13 protein-coding genes are annotated in these 17610 nt (G+C 53.0%); 7 read left to right on the forward strand and 6 right to left on the reverse strand.

The features are described from left to right. Positions 1 to 42: 42 nt before the first annotated feature. The 3 genes from nusA to G7064_RS09450 all read right to left on the reverse strand — a co-directional run bounded on the left by nusA (position 43) and on the right by G7064_RS09450 (position 5570). On the reverse strand, positions 43 to 1326 hold the full coding sequence (nusA, locus tag G7064_RS09440; protein ID WP_166073369.1) for a transcription termination factor NusA: 1284 nt from the start codon (positions 1324 to 1326) through the stop codon (positions 43 to 45). Positions 1327 to 1496: 170 nt separating this feature from the next. Beyond that, complete coding sequence (rimP, locus tag G7064_RS09445) at positions 1497 to 1970, reverse strand: ribosome maturation factor RimP (protein WP_240935845.1); 474 nt, start codon at positions 1968 to 1970, stop codon at positions 1497 to 1499. A gap of 135 nt (positions 1971 to 2105) precedes the next feature. After that, on the reverse strand, positions 2106 to 5570 hold the full coding sequence (locus G7064_RS09450) for a gliding motility-associated C-terminal domain-containing protein (RefSeq protein ID WP_166073370.1): 3465 nt from the start codon (positions 5568 to 5570) through the stop codon (positions 2106 to 2108). 219 nt (positions 5571 to 5789) lie between these two features. Between G7064_RS09450 and G7064_RS09455 the strand changes: the two genes are divergently transcribed. The 3 genes from G7064_RS09455 (at position 5790) to G7064_RS09465 (ending at position 9859) form a co-directional block, all read left to right on the forward strand. Continuing rightward, on the forward strand, positions 5790 to 6860 hold the full coding sequence (locus tag G7064_RS09455; protein ID WP_166073372.1) for an endonuclease/exonuclease/phosphatase family protein: 1071 nt from the start codon (positions 5790 to 5792) through the stop codon (positions 6858 to 6860). A 308-nt stretch (positions 6861 to 7168) separates the two neighbouring features. Beyond that, on the forward strand, positions 7169 to 8674 hold the full coding sequence (gene cysS, locus G7064_RS09460) for a cysteine--tRNA ligase (RefSeq protein ID WP_166073373.1): 1506 nt from the start codon (positions 7169 to 7171) through the stop codon (positions 8672 to 8674). Between the two features lie 165 nt (positions 8675 to 8839). Continuing rightward, positions 8840 to 9859 (forward strand): M28 family peptidase, encoded by a 1020-nt coding sequence (locus tag G7064_RS09465; RefSeq protein WP_166073374.1) that lies wholly within the window; start codon positions 8840 to 8842, stop codon positions 9857 to 9859. A 102-nt stretch (positions 9860 to 9961) separates the two neighbouring features. Here the strand turns inward: G7064_RS09465 and G7064_RS09470 are convergent, their stop codons facing one another. The 3 genes from G7064_RS09470 to G7064_RS09480 all read right to left on the reverse strand — a co-directional run bounded on the left by G7064_RS09470 (position 9962) and on the right by G7064_RS09480 (position 13012). Beyond that, the gene (locus G7064_RS09470) at positions 9962 to 10567 is read right to left on the reverse strand and encodes a GrpB family protein (RefSeq protein WP_166073375.1); all 606 of its coding nucleotides are present in this window, start codon (positions 10565 to 10567) and stop codon (positions 9962 to 9964) included. 110 nt (positions 10568 to 10677) lie between these two features. Continuing rightward, complete coding sequence (locus tag G7064_RS09475; RefSeq protein WP_166073376.1) at positions 10678 to 11595, reverse strand: LD-carboxypeptidase; 918 nt, start codon at positions 11593 to 11595, stop codon at positions 10678 to 10680. 448 nt (positions 11596 to 12043) lie between these two features. Then, a complete protein-coding gene (locus tag G7064_RS09480; protein WP_166073377.1) occupies positions 12044 to 13012 on the reverse strand; it encodes a GAF domain-containing DNA-binding protein in 969 nt (322 codons plus the stop codon). A gap of 341 nt (positions 13013 to 13353) precedes the next feature. On the opposite strand from G7064_RS09480, the gene tatA reads away from it, so the two are divergent. Genes tatA through G7064_RS09500 form a run of 4 tightly spaced genes read left to right on the forward strand, consistent with a single transcriptional unit; the run spans position 13354 to position 17493 of the window. Then, complete coding sequence (gene tatA, locus G7064_RS09485; protein ID WP_166073378.1) at positions 13354 to 13575, forward strand: twin-arginine translocase TatA/TatE family subunit; 222 nt, start codon at positions 13354 to 13356, stop codon at positions 13573 to 13575. 9 nt (positions 13576 to 13584) lie between these two features. Next, positions 13585 to 13992: a twin-arginine translocase TatA/TatE family subunit gene (locus G7064_RS23025; protein ID WP_166073379.1), complete on the forward strand. Its 408-nt coding sequence runs from the start codon at positions 13585 to 13587 to the stop codon at positions 13990 to 13992. 13 nt (positions 13993 to 14005) lie between these two features. Further along, positions 14006 to 15445, forward strand: a complete 1440-nt coding sequence (gene gatA, locus G7064_RS09495) for an Asp-tRNA(Asn)/Glu-tRNA(Gln) amidotransferase subunit GatA (RefSeq protein WP_166073380.1) — start codon at positions 14006 to 14008, stop codon at positions 15443 to 15445. Continuing rightward, on the forward strand, positions 15445 to 17493 hold the full coding sequence (locus G7064_RS09500; RefSeq protein ID WP_166073381.1) for a LysM peptidoglycan-binding domain-containing protein: 2049 nt from the start codon (positions 15445 to 15447) through the stop codon (positions 17491 to 17493). The genes gatA and G7064_RS09500 overlap by 1 nt, the downstream gene beginning before the upstream one ends. Positions 17494 to 17610 lie beyond the last annotated feature (117 nt).

The following is a 17610-nucleotide window of genomic DNA, read 5'->3' on the forward strand; positions in this document are numbered from 1 at the left end:
TTGGCACAATTCAACGCCCTTGCCGGACCGGCCGCCGCGCACTCATTGCGCGTCGCCGGAATTTGCTTGTTCTTCCTGTTCTTCGTTGTCGTCGAATTCTTGCTTGATGATGCGGAAGAGTTCTTCAACAGTTTCCTCTTCCAGTTCCGTGCGGCGCACGATATCTTCCTTGCTGACGGCTAATACGGCGCGGCCCGTGTCAAGGCCAATTTTTTTCAATTCAGCCAATATCCAAGGCTCTACTTCGTCCTGGAACTCGTCGAGAGCAATATCCTCGTCGTAGTCACCGGCTTCGCGGAACACATCAATTTCCATCCCTACCAAACGGCTAGCCAATTTGATGTTGGCACCGCCGCGGCCAATGGCCAAACTCACTTGGTCGGGCTTTAAGAACACGGAAACCCTACCAGTTTGTTCATTGATTTTCATCGAGCCAATCTTAGCAGGCGATAATGCCCGCTGAATATATAGCTCTAAGTTATCTGTGTAGTTGATAACGTCAATATTCTCGTTCTCTAACTCACGCACAACGGCATGAATACGAGCACCTTTCATACCTACGCAAGCACCTACCGGGTCAATACGGTCGTCGTAGCTTTCTACAGCAACTTTTGCCCGCTCACCGGGTTCGCGTACAATATTTTTGATGGTGATTAGACCATCATAAATCTCGGGCACTTCCTGCTCAAACAAACGCTCCAAAAAGGCTGGTGCAGCCCGCGACAAGATGATTTTGGGCGTTCCATTGATAATTTCAACGCGGTGCACTACAGCACGCACGTTGTCACCCTTGCGGTAACGGTCTTTCGGTATTTGCTCCGACTTGGGCAGTACCAGTTCGTTTTCTTCTTTATCTAAGATAAGCGCCTCACGGCTCCAAACCTGATATACTTCGCCGGTCACGATTTCGCCTACCTGGTCTTTGTATTGCTGGTAGAGATGGTCGCGCTCTAAGTCTTTTACTCGTTGAATCAACGTTTGACGCGCCATGAGCACCGCACGGCGACCAAAGTCTTCAAGCTTCACCTCTTCGGCTACTTGCTCGCCTACTTCAAAGTCGGCTTCGATTTTCTGGGCTTCGGTCAGCGGAATTTTATCAAAATCCCAAATATCCTCGGAGTTGTCGTCCACGATTTCGCGGTTACGCCAAATTTCCAAGTCACCTTGGTCCACGTTTAGAATTACGTCGAAGTTCTCGTCAGTCGTGTACTTTTTCCGGATCATCGTGCGAAACACGTCCTCCAGAATGCTCATCATCGTGGGACGGTCGATGTTCTTGGAGCGGGCGAACTCGGCGAACGATTCAATTAGCACGTTGCTGTTCATAAATCACAGATTTTGCAGATTTAAAGAGATTGCGCAGATGCGAAAAGCAAGCAGCAGTTACAATTTAAGCAGATATTATCGGTTAAGCAGCAGTTGCTAGGGCTGGAAATTTGCCCCCCAGAAGTTGAATAAAGCCGGGTGAGAGGCTTCATTCAAGAAAACCTGCATTCCTATTTAAATGAAATCACGACCCTAGCCTCCGCGATAGTTGAGAAGGGGATAAATGCGGTGGGCAGCGTCTTCGTTTTACTCTTTTCTTTTATTTCCTCAGCCAGTTGAATGCCTTCTGTCTCAGTCGCTTCGAGGGCACCAATCTTCTCAGTGCCATCCGTGAGTTTTAGCTGCAACTTGCGGCCCACGTGACGGGTGTACTGGCGAGAATCAGTTAGCGGCTGGTCGGCCCCGGGGGAGGTAACTTCCAGAGTATAACTGGCTTCTTCGCCATATGCCTCGTCGATGCGGTGAGCCAAGCGGCGACTTACACGAGCGTACTCTTCAATACCCATACCCTGCTCACTGTCCAGGATAGCCGTAATCTTGGGACGAACGGCAGAGTCGGACACAGTAAGGCCCACAACGAATAACTCCGGGCCAGATAAGCTTTCCTGGAGCATTTCGAGCAGTTGGGTACGGTCAAAGTGCATAAAGACTGAACTAGGTGACAAAAGAAAGAGGGGACGACTCGTCCCCTCTTTTTAACTTCATTGCTGGTGCAAAGATAGTACAATATTCGGCTGAATGCAAGGCTGCGTCGATGTCATGATTTGAGCGGTAGTAGCCTAGCGTTTTATCTCCACCCAGCCTTTCGCTGATTTGCCTTCTGTGTCGCGCAGCAGATAATAGTACACACCATCAGGTAGCTTGTCGCCGCCCCAGTCATTCTGATAATTGTCCGCTTCATACACTTTGCTACCCCAGCGGGTAAATACCGTCAGATGGGCGTTCTTGCAGCTAATGCGGGGGGCAAATGTATCGTTTAGGTTGTCGTTGTTGGGCGTGAAAATATTCGGCATTTGCACCTTTCCTACTCGTACGGCCGCAAACTGCGTGACGACAGTGCACCCCGCGTACCGGGCCGTAAGCTGAACGGGGTACGTACCGGGGTTTTCATATACATGGCTAGGCGACTCCTCATTAGAAGTCATACCGTCGCCGAAATCCCAGCTGAAGCTACCACCGGCCAATATGGGCGAAAATTGCATCGTGAAGGGTGCTAAGCCTGTGTACTCGGGGGCCGCCTGGCACTCAGGCGTATTAAGGCTTACATTGGTGGATGAAGTGGGCGCGATGATTACTTTGCGAGTAGAGACGATTTTGCAAACCCCTACAGTTACAGTATAGTCGATGCTAAAAATGCCCCCCAGATTATTAGTGTTAGGTGGGGTGAACATTCCATCGGCCGTCACCCCGGTACCACTCCAGACGCCCCCGGCCGGTGAGGCACGCAAAAGACGGAACGCCCTTGTCTGATCAGAGCAAAGCGTGGTATCACGGCCGGCAGATACGGTGGGCTGGGCATCCACTACAATGGTGCGGGATAGGGTGCCGCAGCCGAGCGTATCTGCCAGCGTATAAGTTAGAACATGGGTACCGACGCCAGCCGTGCTTGGGTTGAACGTACTGCCCGTAACACCCCGTCCGCTGAAGGTGCCACCGGCGGGTGTAGCGGTGAGCGGCACGGCTGTGGTATTGCTACACACGATGGCCGGGGGGGCAAATGTGATAGCCGCTTCGGGGGTTACCGTCATCCGCAGCAGCTTGGTACTCAGGCACACGCCCGTAGTGTTCACAGTATATGTTAGCGTATTGCGGCCCACTAAGGAAGCACTTGGGGTAAACTGATACCCTCCACCAGCAATGGCCGTAACACCGGGGCCGCTCCAGATGCCACCAGCTGGGGTGCCGCCCAAGCGTTGCGGCCCGGCGTTGTAGCACACCGTACGATTGGGCCCCGGATTTACAACCTGGGCCGCAAAGTCAATTTTGAACGCGGCGTTATTGCAGTTGCCTGCATTATTGGTGGTGCTGTAATAATTGGCCCCCGGTGGCACGGGAAAGCCGGAACTGCCTCCACAGCCCCCGCAGACGGCTTGGTAGATGGCACCGCGCTTATCGAAGCGGGAAGTGCCGCCGTCGACGTGTTCGCCCCGGCCGCCATTCTGACCAAAAAAAGTGGCGTATTCTATGGCCTTCATGCCAGGCGTAAACTGGACGATGTAGAAGTCGGAGCCGTCGGTGGTGCGCTGCGAGGCATCGGCGGTAGTAGGCAAGCCTTGCGTATTACCGCCGTTGGAATTAGTACTACCTCCCCAACCACTCACGTAGATACGCTCGCAATCATCAACTAAGAAAGCTGTCAGCGATAAGTCGGGGGCGGCACGGCCGCTGCCAAAGGTGGTCGAGTACAAACTCGTGGTGAGCGTATTGTCAAGCTTCTGCACAAACTGACGGCCGTTATCCACACCATACAAACCAGGTGTGCGGGGAAAACTACCCCGCGTCTGACCTAATATATAGATGTTGGCAACAGCGTCTAATTGCAGGAAGTACGTTTGGTCCGTTTCGGGAGTGCCCACGTAGGTAGCGTGCGTTAAAGCCAAGCCATCGCTGCTGATGCGCGCCACAAACCCATCGACGCCACCCCGTAGCTGGGGCTGATATCGACCGCTAGTACCCGCTAAGTTCGTACTGGTGGTGCCGCCGCTTACATATACGTTGCGGTCGTCGTCTATCTGGATAGAATAGGCGCCATCGGCCCCGGAACCTCCCAAGTAGCTTGCCCAAACCACCGTGCGAAAATCGGCGGACAGCTTCAAGATAACCGCATCAGAATTGCCCCCCAAGGGAGCATTGCGAAAACTATTGCGGGCGGGAAAGTTCGTGCTCGTTGTGGTAGAGGCGATGTACACGTTTCCTTCCGTATCGGTAATTACATCACCCCGAAATTCGTCGCCATAGTTTTGGGTCAGGCCTGTATTACCTTGAATAATACCGTCTGTGCCGCTTCCGCCGATAAAAGTGGAAGCTACCAGCGTGCTACCGGTGCTATTGAGCTTGGCCAAAAATATGTCGGCTCCCGCATCATAATTCATTCCTGGTCCGCCGGCCTGTGGATCAACCCGGGGCCCGCCGTTGAAGGAATCGTCGAACGTGGTGCGGGAAACGGGGAAGTTGCTGGAACCCGTGGAGCCCAGAATAATCAGCTCGTTCTGACTGTTCACCACCAGGCTATGCGGAGCGTCAATCAAATTACCCCCCAGGTACGTGGCATACAAGCGGGCGGCACTGCCGCGCGCACTTGTGTTGTATTTGATAATAGCGACATCAACTCCTCCGCCAAAGCTTTGGCTAAACGCTCCCGGAGAAGCCGGATAGCCCAACCCAAACACGATACCGCCGGAGTACATGTTGCCTTGCGCGTCGTAGGTAGCTGTGTAGCCCCAGTTATCGGCCGTGGAGCCGGTAAAAGAGGAGAAAATAACTGTGGGGTCGATGATGAGAGGTTGGCGGGAGTCATAAGTGCCCAATCGGAAGCTGACTACGTTTTTCTCCAGCATAAAGGCACACGCCACTGGTATGCGCTGCCCGTTTATCTCCTGCCAAGCTTTTGGTGTCTGCTCCGTGACGGTACCCACGCTGGTTTGCACCACGAGTTGACCATTTTCCAGACTCAGGCGTTCAGCGCCGGTATAGCGTAGACGGATGTTGGATGGCTTACCGCCCGGCTGCACGGTGAAATCGTACTCCAAATTGCCCCCCGCATTCTCGTACACTTTGGCACTAATGCGTGGGTACACATTGCCATAGTTAACCTGCCGAAAGCCCCGCACCTTGGAGGCCCAATGATTGGCATCGTTACCCAGAAAGTAATTGCGAAAACCGGCCGTTGGCTCATCGGGAGTAAGAACGGTGCCTGAACTGCCGCCTTCAAAGGTGACGCGGTAGGCGTGGGCGCGCAGTTTTTCCGAGGCAGGTCCGCTGCCAGAGGCTGTGTGCTCCTGGTGGTGGCGTAAGGCCTGAGGATCAGCGAAGGCGTAGGTGAAACCTGTTTTTTCGAGGAACAGTCGCCCGCCAGGTAGCTCGGCCATATAGTGCGCGCGGGCATCCCACTGACCCCGATTTTCTACAAACTCTAATGATTTGGTAGTTGGGGCCGATGCAACAGGCTTGGCCTGCACTGGCACTACGACAGAAGCTGCAAGCAGAACGGTAGATAGAAGTAAGCGAACAGTAGAATACAGCATATTGTCAGCTAAATAAGGATAGCGCAAGCTACGATTTATTGAGGCTGGTTCAGCTAGTTCAAGTCTGGTCAGAAGCGGAAATTTGCCCCCCAGTGCATTGCTTAATATCGGATGCGTGTCGGCGGCTTTCCCAGTGCATGCGCTACCTTTGGGGGCTCCGTCATTAAGGGTTAACTATTCGTGCGTCGCTCCTTCGCTTTCAAGTGCACTCTGCTAGTCTTGCTATGGCTTTTAATAGCCATTGGGTGCGTGCAGATTCCGGCTCATACGTTCTGGCCAGCGTCGTTTGGAGCTCTTACCTTGCCCGTGGCGCTGGCGCTGAATCTGCTTGCTGTCGTTTATTGGTTTCTGCGCGACTGGCGCGTGGCGGTGCTGCCCCTGCTGGCCGCCTTGCTAACCTGGCCGCATTTTCAACGAGGCGTGGCGCTGCATCCGCTGCATACGGCCCAGGCACCTACCGGCAAAGCTGATCGGCAGTTGCGGCTGCTGAGTGCCAACGTGCGCATCTTCAACGTGTACCCGCAGCTCCGCGACCCTGATCTGGCCTCTTCTAAAAAGATGATCCAGTGGCTGGCCGATAACTCCGCCGATGTGCTGTGTCTGCAGGAGTTTTACAACGAGCCCCGCGGTTCGCGGGAGGACGGCCAGGTATTCCGTTCGGTAGATAAAATTGGGCAGCAAGCCGGCCGGGGGGCTTTTGTGTCCAAAACATTGACCAATAGCATTGGGGCAGAGTTTGGTCTGGCCATCTTTTCGCGCTTTCCGATTGTAAAGCGAGGCACTATTTCCTTCGGCAAGCTCACGCAGAATCACGCCATGTTTGCCGACGTCCGGCTGCCCGCCGGCGACACGATTCGGGTGTATAACTTTCACCTCCAAAGCATGAGTATGGAGGAGAAAGCCATTGTCGATAGCTATTCGAGCCGGGAAGGCCTGAAGCGGGAAGGCCGCGGATTGCTGCGCCGCTACAAGCGTGGTCTCATTGCGCGCAGCGTGCAGATCGATACACTCATGCGACGTTTTGAACGGTGCCGCTACCCCATTTTGCTTTGCGCCGACCTGAATGATGTACCGTACAGCTACACCTACGATCAGCTCGCCGACCATTTTCAAAATGCTTGGACTACCGTCGGTACGGGCGTGGGCTCTACTTATAATGGCCGCCTGCCCTTCGTGCGCATCGACCACCAGTTTGCTGGCCCGCGCTGGCTAGTAGAAGAATTTCAGGTGCACTACGAAATTCCTTACTCCGACCACTTTCCTACATCGGGCACTTACCGCCTGAAGTGAAGCGACCGATGGCTCGGAGAAGATTGTTTTGCGTCCAAGCAGAATGGTCTTTATGATGTCTATAGCGGTGTGGGGGGCTTTTTTTAGGCTTAACAAGAACCAATCACAGGCCGATATTTTATTACTATCTGCTTCAGGTTTAAACTACCTATTGAACTTTATATACTAGCTGAAAGAATTTTGTACCAATAAAGTAGTCTCTGAGGCTAGAAATGCAGCTTTTGTTTCTGGTTGATCGATAACCATTAAACCACGTACCAATTGCTATCCCTTAAGCTTACCACGCTGTAAGTACTTACTTTTACCGCATGCACCACCCGCTTTCCCTCTACAACACCCTCAGCCGCCGCAAAGAGGCATTCGAACCTGTACGGTCGCCTTTCGTTGGCGTGTACTTATGCGGTCCTACCGTGTACAGTGAGGCCCATTTGGGCAACGCCCGCGGCCCCGTAGTTTTTGATGTGCTCACGCGTTACCTCCGCCACCTTGGCTACACTGTGCGCTACGTACGCAACATCACCGATGTAGGCCACCTCGAAAGTGACGCCGATGAGGGCGAGGACAAGATGGAAAAGGCCGCCCGCGCTCAGCGGCAAGAGCCCATGCAGATTGCCCAGCACTTCGTCAATCTCTACCGCCAAAATATGCTGGCGCTGGGTTGCTTACCACCCGATATTGAGCCCCAAGCCAGCGGCCACATCACGGAGCAGATCAGCATGGTAGAGGAAATCATTGCCAATGGTTTTGCCTATGAAGTGAACGGCAGTGTGTACTTCGATGTGCCCCGCTATAATGCTGAGCAGGACCGGTATGGCAAGCTCTCCAATCGTAGTATCGACGATCAGTTGGCCGGTACCCGCGACACGCTGGCTGGGCAGGACGAAAAGCGGAGCCCTCTAGATTTTGCGCTCTGGAAAAAAGCGTCGCCTGAGCACATTATGCGCTGGCCTTCACCCTGGGGAGAGGGATTTCCCGGCTGGCACCTTGAATGCTCGGCGATGAGCCGCAAGTACCTCGGACAGCTATCTGACATTCACGGTGGCGGTCTGGATCTGATGTTCCCGCACCACGAGTGCGAGATAGCGCAGAGCCAGGGCAGCCACACGCACACCGACGAATCGCGCTTTTGGGTACATCACAATCTGATAACAGTGAACGGTACCAAGATGAGCAAAAGCCTAGGCAACTTCGTGCTGCTCGGCAGCATGTTCAAGGGGCCCACGGCTACGCTTACGCAGGCCTACTCGCCTATGGTGGTTCGCTTCTTCCTGTTGCAGGCGCACTACCGTAGCCCCGTCGATGTATCGGACGAGGCAATGCAGGCGGCTCGCAAAGGCTACCGCAAGCTCATGAATGGGCTGCGCCTTCTGGAAAAGCTGAAACTGCCCGAAGGAACGGAGCGCCAACAAGACACCGAGAAAGCCGACGCCGAACTGCGTAAGCTCGTCGCCGATTGCTTCGTGGGGCTCAACGATGATTTGAATACGGCGCGCGCCATCGCCAGCTTGTTCAATCTGCTGCGCAAGTTCAATGGGTTCTTTGCTAACCTACCGACACTGGCTACGGTAAGCGAAGCGGCACTGGAAGAAGCATCTACTGCTTACCGCACTTTGGTAAGCGAGATTTTGGGCCTGCAGGATGAACCGCGCGCCAATGCCGAACAGCTTCTAAACCTGACTCTGGATTTCTACCAGGAAGCTAAAGCCACCAAAGCCTACGATAAGGTAGACCAGATTCGGGCGGCGCTTAAGCAGCAAGGCATCGTTATAAAAGACATGAAAACTGGGGTCGACTGGGCCTACAGCGAAGACTAACGGTATACCTGATGCTTCTACTGGAAACGTTGGAAGGCAATAAAAAAGCCCCCCAACGTTTCTTTAATTATTATCTACCAGCAAACAGAAGTCAGCGCTGCCTACTGTCTGCCTCTCGACTAATAGACTGCGCGCCAAGCTAATCTTGCTGATATTGTGCCCCTTATGAAGCTCTTTCGCCTTGCTCCCGTTGCTGTAGTTGCGCTGCTAGTGCTCACCGGCTGCCCCGACAGAACCCGCCAGGAAACCGCCACCAATCCAGAAGAGCCCGCTATGCGCGCCGCCCCTGCCTTCAATGCCGATTCGGCTTTTGCTTTTACGGCCAAGCAGGTAGCTTTTGGCCCCCGAGTACCCAATTCGCCAGCCCACGTGGCCTGTGGCGATTGGTTGGTGGCGGAGTTCAAGCAAATGGGGTTGACAGTACGTGAGCAGCCATTTGAGGCCATGGCCTGGGATGGTACCATGTTGCGCGCCCGCAATATCGTTGCCCAATTTGCCCCCCAGGCTGCCCGCCGCGTCGCAGTTTTCGCCCACTGGGATACGCGCCCCTTTGCTGATAAAGACAAAAAAAATCCGAATGCCTCACTGGATGGAGCCAGTGACGGAGCCAGCGGCGTGGCAGTAGCCCTGGAAATGGCCCGCGTGCTGAGTCAGCAGTCAGATAGCACGGCTCCGACTGTCGGAGTCGATTTTATTCTCTTCGATGCTGAGGACTATGGCTACGACACCGCTACGCAGAGCAAGCTCCAGAACAAGCTGGCCGCTCAAGGCACCGATACGTGGTGCTTAGGCTCGCAGTATTGGTCAAAAAACCTGTTGCCAACTGGCTACAAGCCAAATTATGGCGTTCTGCTGGATATGGTAGGGGCTCAAAACGCCAAGTTTAGTCGTGAACAACTCTCCCGTGAGGCAGCCCGCGACGTGGTAGATAAGGTATGGAATACAGCCGCTCGCCTCGGCTACTCCGATTTTTTCCTTTTCCAAGATAGCCCTGGTATTACCGACGACCATGTGTATACCAATCAGGCGGGCGTACGCACCATTGATATTATCGACCATTTGCCCATTGGCGACGATTATTTCCCGGCCTACCATCACACCACGCAGGATAACATGAGCATCATCGACCGGCGGACGCTTAAGGCCGTAGGACAAACAGTGTTGCAGACGATATACGCTGAATAGCGGTCGTAGAAAGCTAAAAAAAGAAAAAGCCCCACTTACAGATGGGGCTTTTTACATACTGTCAATCAACATGCTGCAGATCAACTATTTATAGTTGGCCACCTAGTCGTTTTCGTCCGCAGGCTTCCACTGGACCTTTTCAGCCCATAATTCGGCTGCGTAGTAGAGGAGATGGAAAACCGGCTCTTTCAAGAACAGGTATCCCTCGATACTATGAGGAAATAACGCTGCCGCCCGAAGTTTAAATTCACCGTATTCGTCCCGGGCTGAGGATTGGGCCCGCAGATAGTCACGAAAGAGAAGCGCGTAGCGGGCGTTAAATCGCTCCGCCTCCCGAATATGCAGGTGCATGCGCCTCTCACCTAAAGGTTCGCGCATATAGAATTTGTGGAGTTCGGGGGAATGTGCCGGCAATCCATGAAACATGTCATAAATCAGGCTCTCCCCTTTCTGAAACCCCACAGCGCGAAGTTGTTGTGTAAGGCTGACCGCATCTGCTATGCTTGATACCTGGAGTTGCACATCGAGCACATCTTTGGCGCATAGGCCAGGCACAGCGGTAGAACCAATATGATTAATCTTCACTAGGCCCGGCCCTACCGCGGCACGGAGACGTTGGGCTAGCGTAGCAAACTCATGTGCCCATCCCGCTTGATAAGGCTGCAGTACTACCGGCCGCGAGGGAGCAAAGTTTAGAAAACGATGCATGAGTTTTATTGCAATTGCAGGTAGAATAACGCAGCCTAATGAACAGCTAGGCGACTGCTTTAGCTACAACCAAGAGGCACCGAAGCTAAGGTATTTGCGCCTCTAACTACTTATGGCTGCGGCATATCTACATAGTTTAGGCGCACGCCGGCTGCATCTACTACCATGTGCGAGTTGCGGCCACAAATCAAGGCCATGTTCAGGGGCTCATGACCTACCGGAAAGCCATAAGCGACCGGGAAATCATACTTAGCCGCATAGGTTTGGATGATTTCGTAGGGTGTTTGGCCAAAGGGAATGATGTTGTCGTTAGAATCGGTGAAATGCCCTACGAGCAAGCCTGCTAAGCCAGCCAGTTTACCGGTCCGGTCGAGGTGCACCATCATGCGGTCGATGTTATACAGATACTCATCGATGTCTTCAATAAACAGAATCCGGCCGGCCAACGAGCAGTCGGAAGCAGTACCAGTGATGGTTTGGAGCAAGCTCAGATTGCCGCCAATCAGCTCACCGGTAGCACTGCCAAAGCGATTAAAAGGATGTTGGGGGGCAAAATAGCTGATAGGCTCACCAAATAAGGCGCGCCGCAGACTTTCCAGTGCCTCTTCGCCACCGGCCTGATCGAAGAGCAACGGCATTACGCCGTGAATACTCTCGTGGCCCAGCGCTAGCAAGTGGCAGTTCAGTGTTGTGATGTCGCTGAAGCCCGCAATCCATTTGGGGTTATCCGTGAAGCGCGAAAAATCGAGCTGATCGATGATGCGCGTAGTACCGTAGCCACCACGGGCGCATAAAATGGCACGAATGCTTGGGTCGTGGAGTTGCTGCTGAATATCTTGGCGACGTACTTCATCGGAGCCGGCAAACTGATGGTACTGCGCAGTTACGCTAGCTCCTAGTATCACTTCCAGCCCCCAAGCAGTCAGAATAGCGATAGCTGCTTCCAACTCCTGATGGGTAACTTTACGGGCAGGGCACACAATAGCGACGCGGTCGCCGGGACGCAGGGCAGGTGATGTAGTAGGCATAGCTGGGGGCAAATTTGACCGGTCGCAAACCTACGGACAATCCCGCGTTTACCAGAATCAGCTTTACCTATTCCTTCTACTCCATTACCTTCTGCTTATCCTAGCCACGTTTTGGATTTAGGAAAGAAACACCCATGGCATTACTTAGAAGCCAAGCCCACCTCTAATTCAGCAACTAACTAGGCATAAAAAAACACCGTGCAGTGCACGGTGCCTTTCTGAGCTATGAAAACAAACTTAGCTATCGAAAAATCGGACCTGCATAGTAAGTCAAGAAATCTCTTCCAGCCCTATATTCAAGTCAAACACTCCGATAACAAGGCGAAAGGTAAGCCCTTTTCAATTGTATAAAAATTCTATTCGCCGAACCTCTCTATTTGCTCGGTGAATATTACGTTTTAAGGTATAACTGTTAGGCAAGCAGCAGGTATACTCTTCTATTTTCAGGCTACACCAGATTAAGCCGGCTCATCAGAATTGGCTTATAAGAGTTGCCGATGGGAATTGCCAAGGTATTGCTTCCGCTATCAGAGTGCCAGTTACGGGCGCCAGCAATGAGGGCAGAATCAGCTTCAATAGCCACAATGCAGTCAAGGCGAACAATATATTTGCGATGTACCCGTACGAAATCACGGGCTGGCAGCTTTGCTTCCAACTCCTTCATCGTGCTGTATACGGTATAGCGCTCCTTGGCCACATAGATATTTACGTAGTCGCCAAGGGCTTCTACATAGCGGATATCGGCTGTTTCTACTCGCAGAAGCTTATTATCCTGCTTAATAAAAATCTCGGCCTTGCTACCCATATACAAGGATTCCGCTGCATCGTTGGCCATGCGCAGAAGGCCATCCAGTTTGCGTTGCTCCTGCTCTAGCTGCTGGCGCGCCCGACGCAGTTCTAGGTGCGATACGACTTCACGGGCCACAATGCGTAAGGCATTCCGCTGGGCATCGGTGAGGCGATGGGGCACGGTATCGAGGGCGCAAATAGTACCTAGCGGAACCCCTTCGGGCGTAATTAGCGGAGCGCCCGCGTAGAAACGAATACTGGGAGAAGCCGTTACCAGAGGATTATCGCAGAACATAGGGTCCTTAGTGGTATCCTCAATTTCAAATACGTCCTCTCCCAATATCGTGTGCTGACAAAACGCTACTTCCCGCTTTGTGCTTTCACTCTCATTCCAACCCACTCGAGCCTTAAACCACTGACGATCAGCATCTATTAGTGAGACTAATGAAATAGGTGTTCCACAGATGAAGCCCGCCAATTGAGCCAGATCATCGAAGACCTGTTCGGGGGGCGTGTCCAGAATCTGATAATTGCGCAGTACTTCCAGCCGCACGGCCTCGCTTTCTTTGCCCAAGGCGGCAAAAGGAAGAGAAGAAGCTCTGATGGGTGAGGCTGGCTTAGCAGACATACAGAATGGGCATAGGGGAAAATGACACTACTACTCTGATTTCAAAGGCGTTTAGCTATTACAAAGTAATCATAGTTAGGCTATGAAACTTAGATTTGAAACGATGAAATCAGACTTTTGCACGTTAAACAATTTTAATGCTTACGGCAGTTAACGTTTTACTACGGCAGAAACACAGGTATTGGATTTAGGTTTACTAAAAAAGCCCCCCACCTCGCACTCAGCTAAAGCGCCTATCGGCTGCGATTTTTAAAATTAACCGGTACCTTTACCAATCCTGTCGCATATCGACTTGCGTATACTTGGTTTGTTCCTTCAAACGGCCTGAGCGCCTCTCCATTATGACATTTGGTTCACTTTTTCTGATTGGCAACTTCGGTACGACCGAGATATTGCTGATTTTATTCGCTATCATTTTACTCTTTGGCGCCCGCAAGATTCCGGAGTTGGCCAAAGGTCTAGGCAAAGGTATCCGCGAGTTTAAGGATGCCACAAAAGAAGAAAAGCCTGAGTTTCGGGACCGGCCGGTGAATCCGAATGATCCTACCAACCCACGACTATAAGCTGTAGCCATGAGTACTCCTCTTTTCCTCTTCTTAGGCGACCTCGGCGGCGGCGAAATCATGCTGATCCTGGTTGTTATTCTCATCTTTTTTGGGGCAAACAAAATCCCGGAGCTGGCGCGTGGCTTGGGTAAAGGCATCCGTGAGTTTAAGGACGCTTCTAGCGAAATCCGCAGCGAGATTGAAAACGCGGGTCTGCCAAAGCAGAACCAGCCACAACCATATCAGCAGCCTACAGCCTATACTGCTCCTAGCTACGACGCAGCACCACAGCAGCCAACTACTGAGCATCCTACGATTACGTCAATGTCATCGGCAGAGCCTATTTCCGAAACCAGTGTAGCACCGCCTATGGACGGTGGAATTGCCCCCCAGCCTGCTCCCGAGCGGCCTCGCCTCGACCAGTCAACCAATTGATTGCCCGTATCCTTTGAGACGTTTTCATTCACTTACCGAAGTTCGCGACGAGCTGACGGCAGGCACTACCACCTGTCGTCAGCTCGTGGAGTATTATCTGGATAACATTCAGAAACAAAGCCACTTGAATGCTTTCTTAGAAGTGTTCACGGATGAGGCGCTGGCTCAGGCCGACGCTGTAGATGCCAAGCTGGCGGCCGGTACTGCCGGAAAACTGGCGGGTATGGTTATCGGGCTGAAAGACGTTCTGGCTTACAAAGACCATTCGCTTCAATCCAGCAGCTATATTCTCGACGGCTTCAAGTCGCTTTACACGGGTACGGCCGTGCAGCGCCTGTTCGATGCGGATGCTATCATTATTGGTCGACAAAACTGCGATGAGTTTGCGATGGGCGCCTCCAACGAGACGTCTTATTTCGGGCCCGCTCGTAATGCTATTGACCCGGATCGGGTGCCCGGTGGCTCGTCTGGTGGCTCAGCTGTTGCCGTGCAGGCCGATCTGTGCTTAGCCTCCATTGGCTCTGATACGGGTGGTTCGGTGCGTCAGCCGGCCGCTTTCTGCGGAATAGTAGGGTTTAAACCCACTTACTCTCGCATTTCCCGTTACGGGCTAGTTGCCTACGCGTCTTCTTTCGATCAGATAGGCACGCTAACGCACTCCGTCGACGACGCGGCTTTGCTGCTGGAAGTAATGGCAGGCCCTGATAACTTTGATAGCACCGTCAGTCAGAAGCCTGTACCAGCGTACAGTGAATTGCTGGAGGCGGCTCCTCATGTACGTATTGGCTACATCCGGGACTGCCTAGAGAGCCCTGGTTTAAACTCAGAGATAAAGGCAGCTACGGAAGCTGCTTTGGATGTATTACGTGGCCAAGGGCACGTAGTGGAAGCGGTAGACTTCCCTTACCTCGACTATATCGTTCCGTCTTACTACATCCTGACTACTGCCGAAGCCAGCTCTAACCTGAGCCGCTACGATGGTGTAAAATTTGGATATCGGGCTTCTGATGCAACGGATTTGGAGTCGTTGTATAAAAAAACCAGGTCGCAAGGCTTTGGCCCTGAGGTACAACGCCGTATCTTGTTGGGCACCTTCGTATTATCGGCTGATTATTATGACGCCTATTATACGAAAGCGCAACGGGTTCGACGTTTGATCAAAGAGAAAACGGACGAACTGTTACGCCAGTATGATTTTCTGGTGCTTCCGACTACGCCGACCACGGCGTTCCGGATTGGGGAGAACGAGCAGGATACGCTAGCTATGTACCTAGCTGACATTTTCACGGTACAGGCTTCGCTGGCCGGCGTACCAGCCGTATCGGTACCAGCCGGACACGACGCGGCGGGGTTGCCCATTGGGCTACAAATTCTGAGCGGAGCTTTCCGCGAGGAACATCTACTGGCCTTCGCCAAATCTGTAACGGAATCGCTTACGCCTGTTTTGCCCTGATGAAAAAATCGTTGCTGCGCACTACCGTTCTATTTCTGCTGACCCTAGCTGTTGCCCGCCCAGCGGTGGCCCAAAAGCTCGCTAATCCGAAACCGGACGTTCAGCGCACCAATGACGATACGACTCGCGTGTCCATCGAGCTGCTGCCCGACACGCTGGTGCTCATCGAACCCATATTACCCGATACAGCTCGGCTTCGCTGGCTACAAAAGCCCCCCGCCGTTCGCGACCTCGTTGCGGATCGTATTGCCTGTCTGGAAACTGACGTGCCGCATACGTTCAACAACTCAGTTATGAGTTTTGTAGACTATTTTACGGTGCGCAACCGGACGTATACCCAGCGCATTCTGGAGCGTCAGAACCTGTATTTCCCACTGTTTGAGAAGTATCTGGCGAAGTACAACCTGCCGCAGGATCTGAAATATCTGGCCGTGGTAGAGTCGGCGTTGCTGCCGCAAGCTAAGTCGCGGGTAGGAGCTCTAGGTTTGTGGCAATTCATGGGTCCTACGGCCAGCGACCTTCGGCTTGCCCGCAATGAGTATGTGGATGAGCGCATGGACCCCGAAAAATCGACGGAAGCGGCCTGCAAATACCTGCGCGACTTATACCGTATGTTTGGCGACTGGGAGCTTGTATTAGCCGCCTACAATTACGGCTCTGGCAACATCCGCCGGGCTATTGCTAAGTCGGGGGGCAAGCGCGATTTCTGGGCTATCTACTCGTATCTGCCTAAAGAGACCCGCAACTACGTACCGACGTTTACGGCTACCTTCTATACCCTGCAATATGCGCGGGAACATAGGCTGCACTCAGACTCATTGCGGTATCAGTATCCTGAGCCAATGGACACGTTGCTCATTTCTGGCCGGTCGCTGGATTTGCGCAAGTTTTCGGCGCAATTCGGGCTCGATTCGGCAGCTGTTTCGCGCTACAACCCCGAGTTACGCAAGCCTTACATCCCCGAGACGCTTCGCAACTATTCCCTTAAAGTCCCAGTGCGGGTACGGCAGGAACTAGCTGCGCAAGACCGAAACCTGTTTCTAGATTTCTGCAAAGTATCCGTACCTCCCCCCTCCCCCCTGGCGCCCCGCCTGCCAGATTTTCAAGGATTTGGCTTCAGCTCTACGGCTGTAGCAACGACTACCAAACCGACCCCAGCCGAGCCAAGTCACCGCAAAGTGCGTCATACGGTAAAGCGCGGCGAGACGGTACGAGCCATAGCAGCCCGTTATGATGTGACGACTGCTCAACTAGCTCGCTGGAACAGCCTACAGCGCGGTAAAGCACTGGTGCCAAAGCAACAGCTAGTTGTTCTTGTATCAACTGCCGAAAAGGGCGCGCCAAGCAAAAAGATGGTAGCAGCTAATCGGTTGATGTTGCCCGAAAAGCTACCGTTATTAGGTGTAAAAACGCCCCCCGCCGTAGCTAAAGCCACAACTACAAAGCCTGCGCAAGTTTCAGTGGCCGAAGCAGTTGAAGAGGAAAAAGACTCGGCTACCATAGCCGCTGTGGAGCAACAGGTAACAGCCCCTAACAGTAAGGCAGTCGCTTTGAAGCCAGCTGCTGCCACGGCTAAAGTGGACACTGGAATAGTAGCTAGCGGCACCACGTTTGATGCTACGGCCGAAGTAGCGCAGGATAGCTTGCCGACCGAATACATCGTACGCAAAGGTGATTTTCTGGAGAAGCTAGCTCGTACCAACGGGGTAAGTGTAGCGCAGTTAATGGCTTGGAATCAATTGAAGTCAGTAGGCTTGTCGCCGGGCCAGAAGTTGGTTTTCTATATGCCAGCCAACACGGAAGCCTTAGCCCAAAATGCCCCCCAGCCCGCCGAGGAGAAGGCGCCACGCGTCGCTTCAACTAAGCCTAGCTCTAAAGCATCAGCTAGCCGCGCCACCATTAAGAAGGTTCATCTGGTACAGCCCGGTGACACGCTTTACAACATCTCGCGCCGCTACGAGGGCGTAACGGTAGACCAACTGCGCAAGCTCAACAACTTGAAGTCAGACGCAGTGAAGCCCGGTCAGCAACTGATTGTTGCCCGGTAAGTGTCATAATATTATAGTTACAGTTTCCCAAAAAGCCCCTCAGACTCTGCGCTGGGGGCTTTTTAGAATATAGTTGTCTTGCCTCAACTTTGATTCGGGGCAAATTCGCCCCAACTT

Source organism: Hymenobacter sp. HDW8, assembly GCF_011305775.1.
Taxonomy (GTDB): Bacteria; Bacteroidota; Bacteroidia; order Cytophagales; family Hymenobacteraceae; genus Hymenobacter; species Hymenobacter radiodurans.

Coding starts and splice junctions, on each gene's coding strand:
- nusA (WP_166073369.1), bottom strand. CDS start 1,326: ATGAACAGCAACGTGCTAATTGAATCGTTCGCCGAGTTCGCCCGCTCC.
- rimP (WP_240935845.1), bottom strand. CDS start 1,970: ATGCACTTTGACCGTACCCAACTGCTCGAAATGCTCCAGGAAAGCTTA.
- G7064_RS09450 (WP_166073370.1), bottom strand. CDS start 5,570: ATGCTGTATTCTACTGTTCGCTTACTTCTATCTACCGTTCTGCTTGCA.
- cysS (WP_166073373.1), top strand. CDS start 7,169: ATGCACCACCCGCTTTCCCTCTACAACACCCTCAGCCGCCGCAAAGAG.
- G7064_RS09465 (WP_166073374.1), top strand. CDS start 8,840: ATGAAGCTCTTTCGCCTTGCTCCCGTTGCTGTAGTTGCGCTGCTAGTG.
- G7064_RS09470 (WP_166073375.1), bottom strand. CDS start 10,567: ATGCATCGTTTTCTAAACTTTGCTCCCTCGCGGCCGGTAGTACTGCAG.
- G7064_RS09475 (WP_166073376.1), bottom strand. CDS start 11,595: ATGCCTACTACATCACCTGCCCTGCGTCCCGGCGACCGCGTCGCTATT.
- G7064_RS09480 (WP_166073377.1), bottom strand. CDS start 13,012: ATGTCTGCTAAGCCAGCCTCACCCATCAGAGCTTCTTCTCTTCCTTTT.
- tatA (WP_166073378.1), top strand. CDS start 13,354: ATGACATTTGGTTCACTTTTTCTGATTGGCAACTTCGGTACGACCGAG.
- G7064_RS23025 (WP_166073379.1), top strand. CDS start 13,585: ATGAGTACTCCTCTTTTCCTCTTCTTAGGCGACCTCGGCGGCGGCGAA.
- G7064_RS09500 (WP_166073381.1), top strand. CDS start 15,445: ATGAAAAAATCGTTGCTGCGCACTACCGTTCTATTTCTGCTGACCCTA.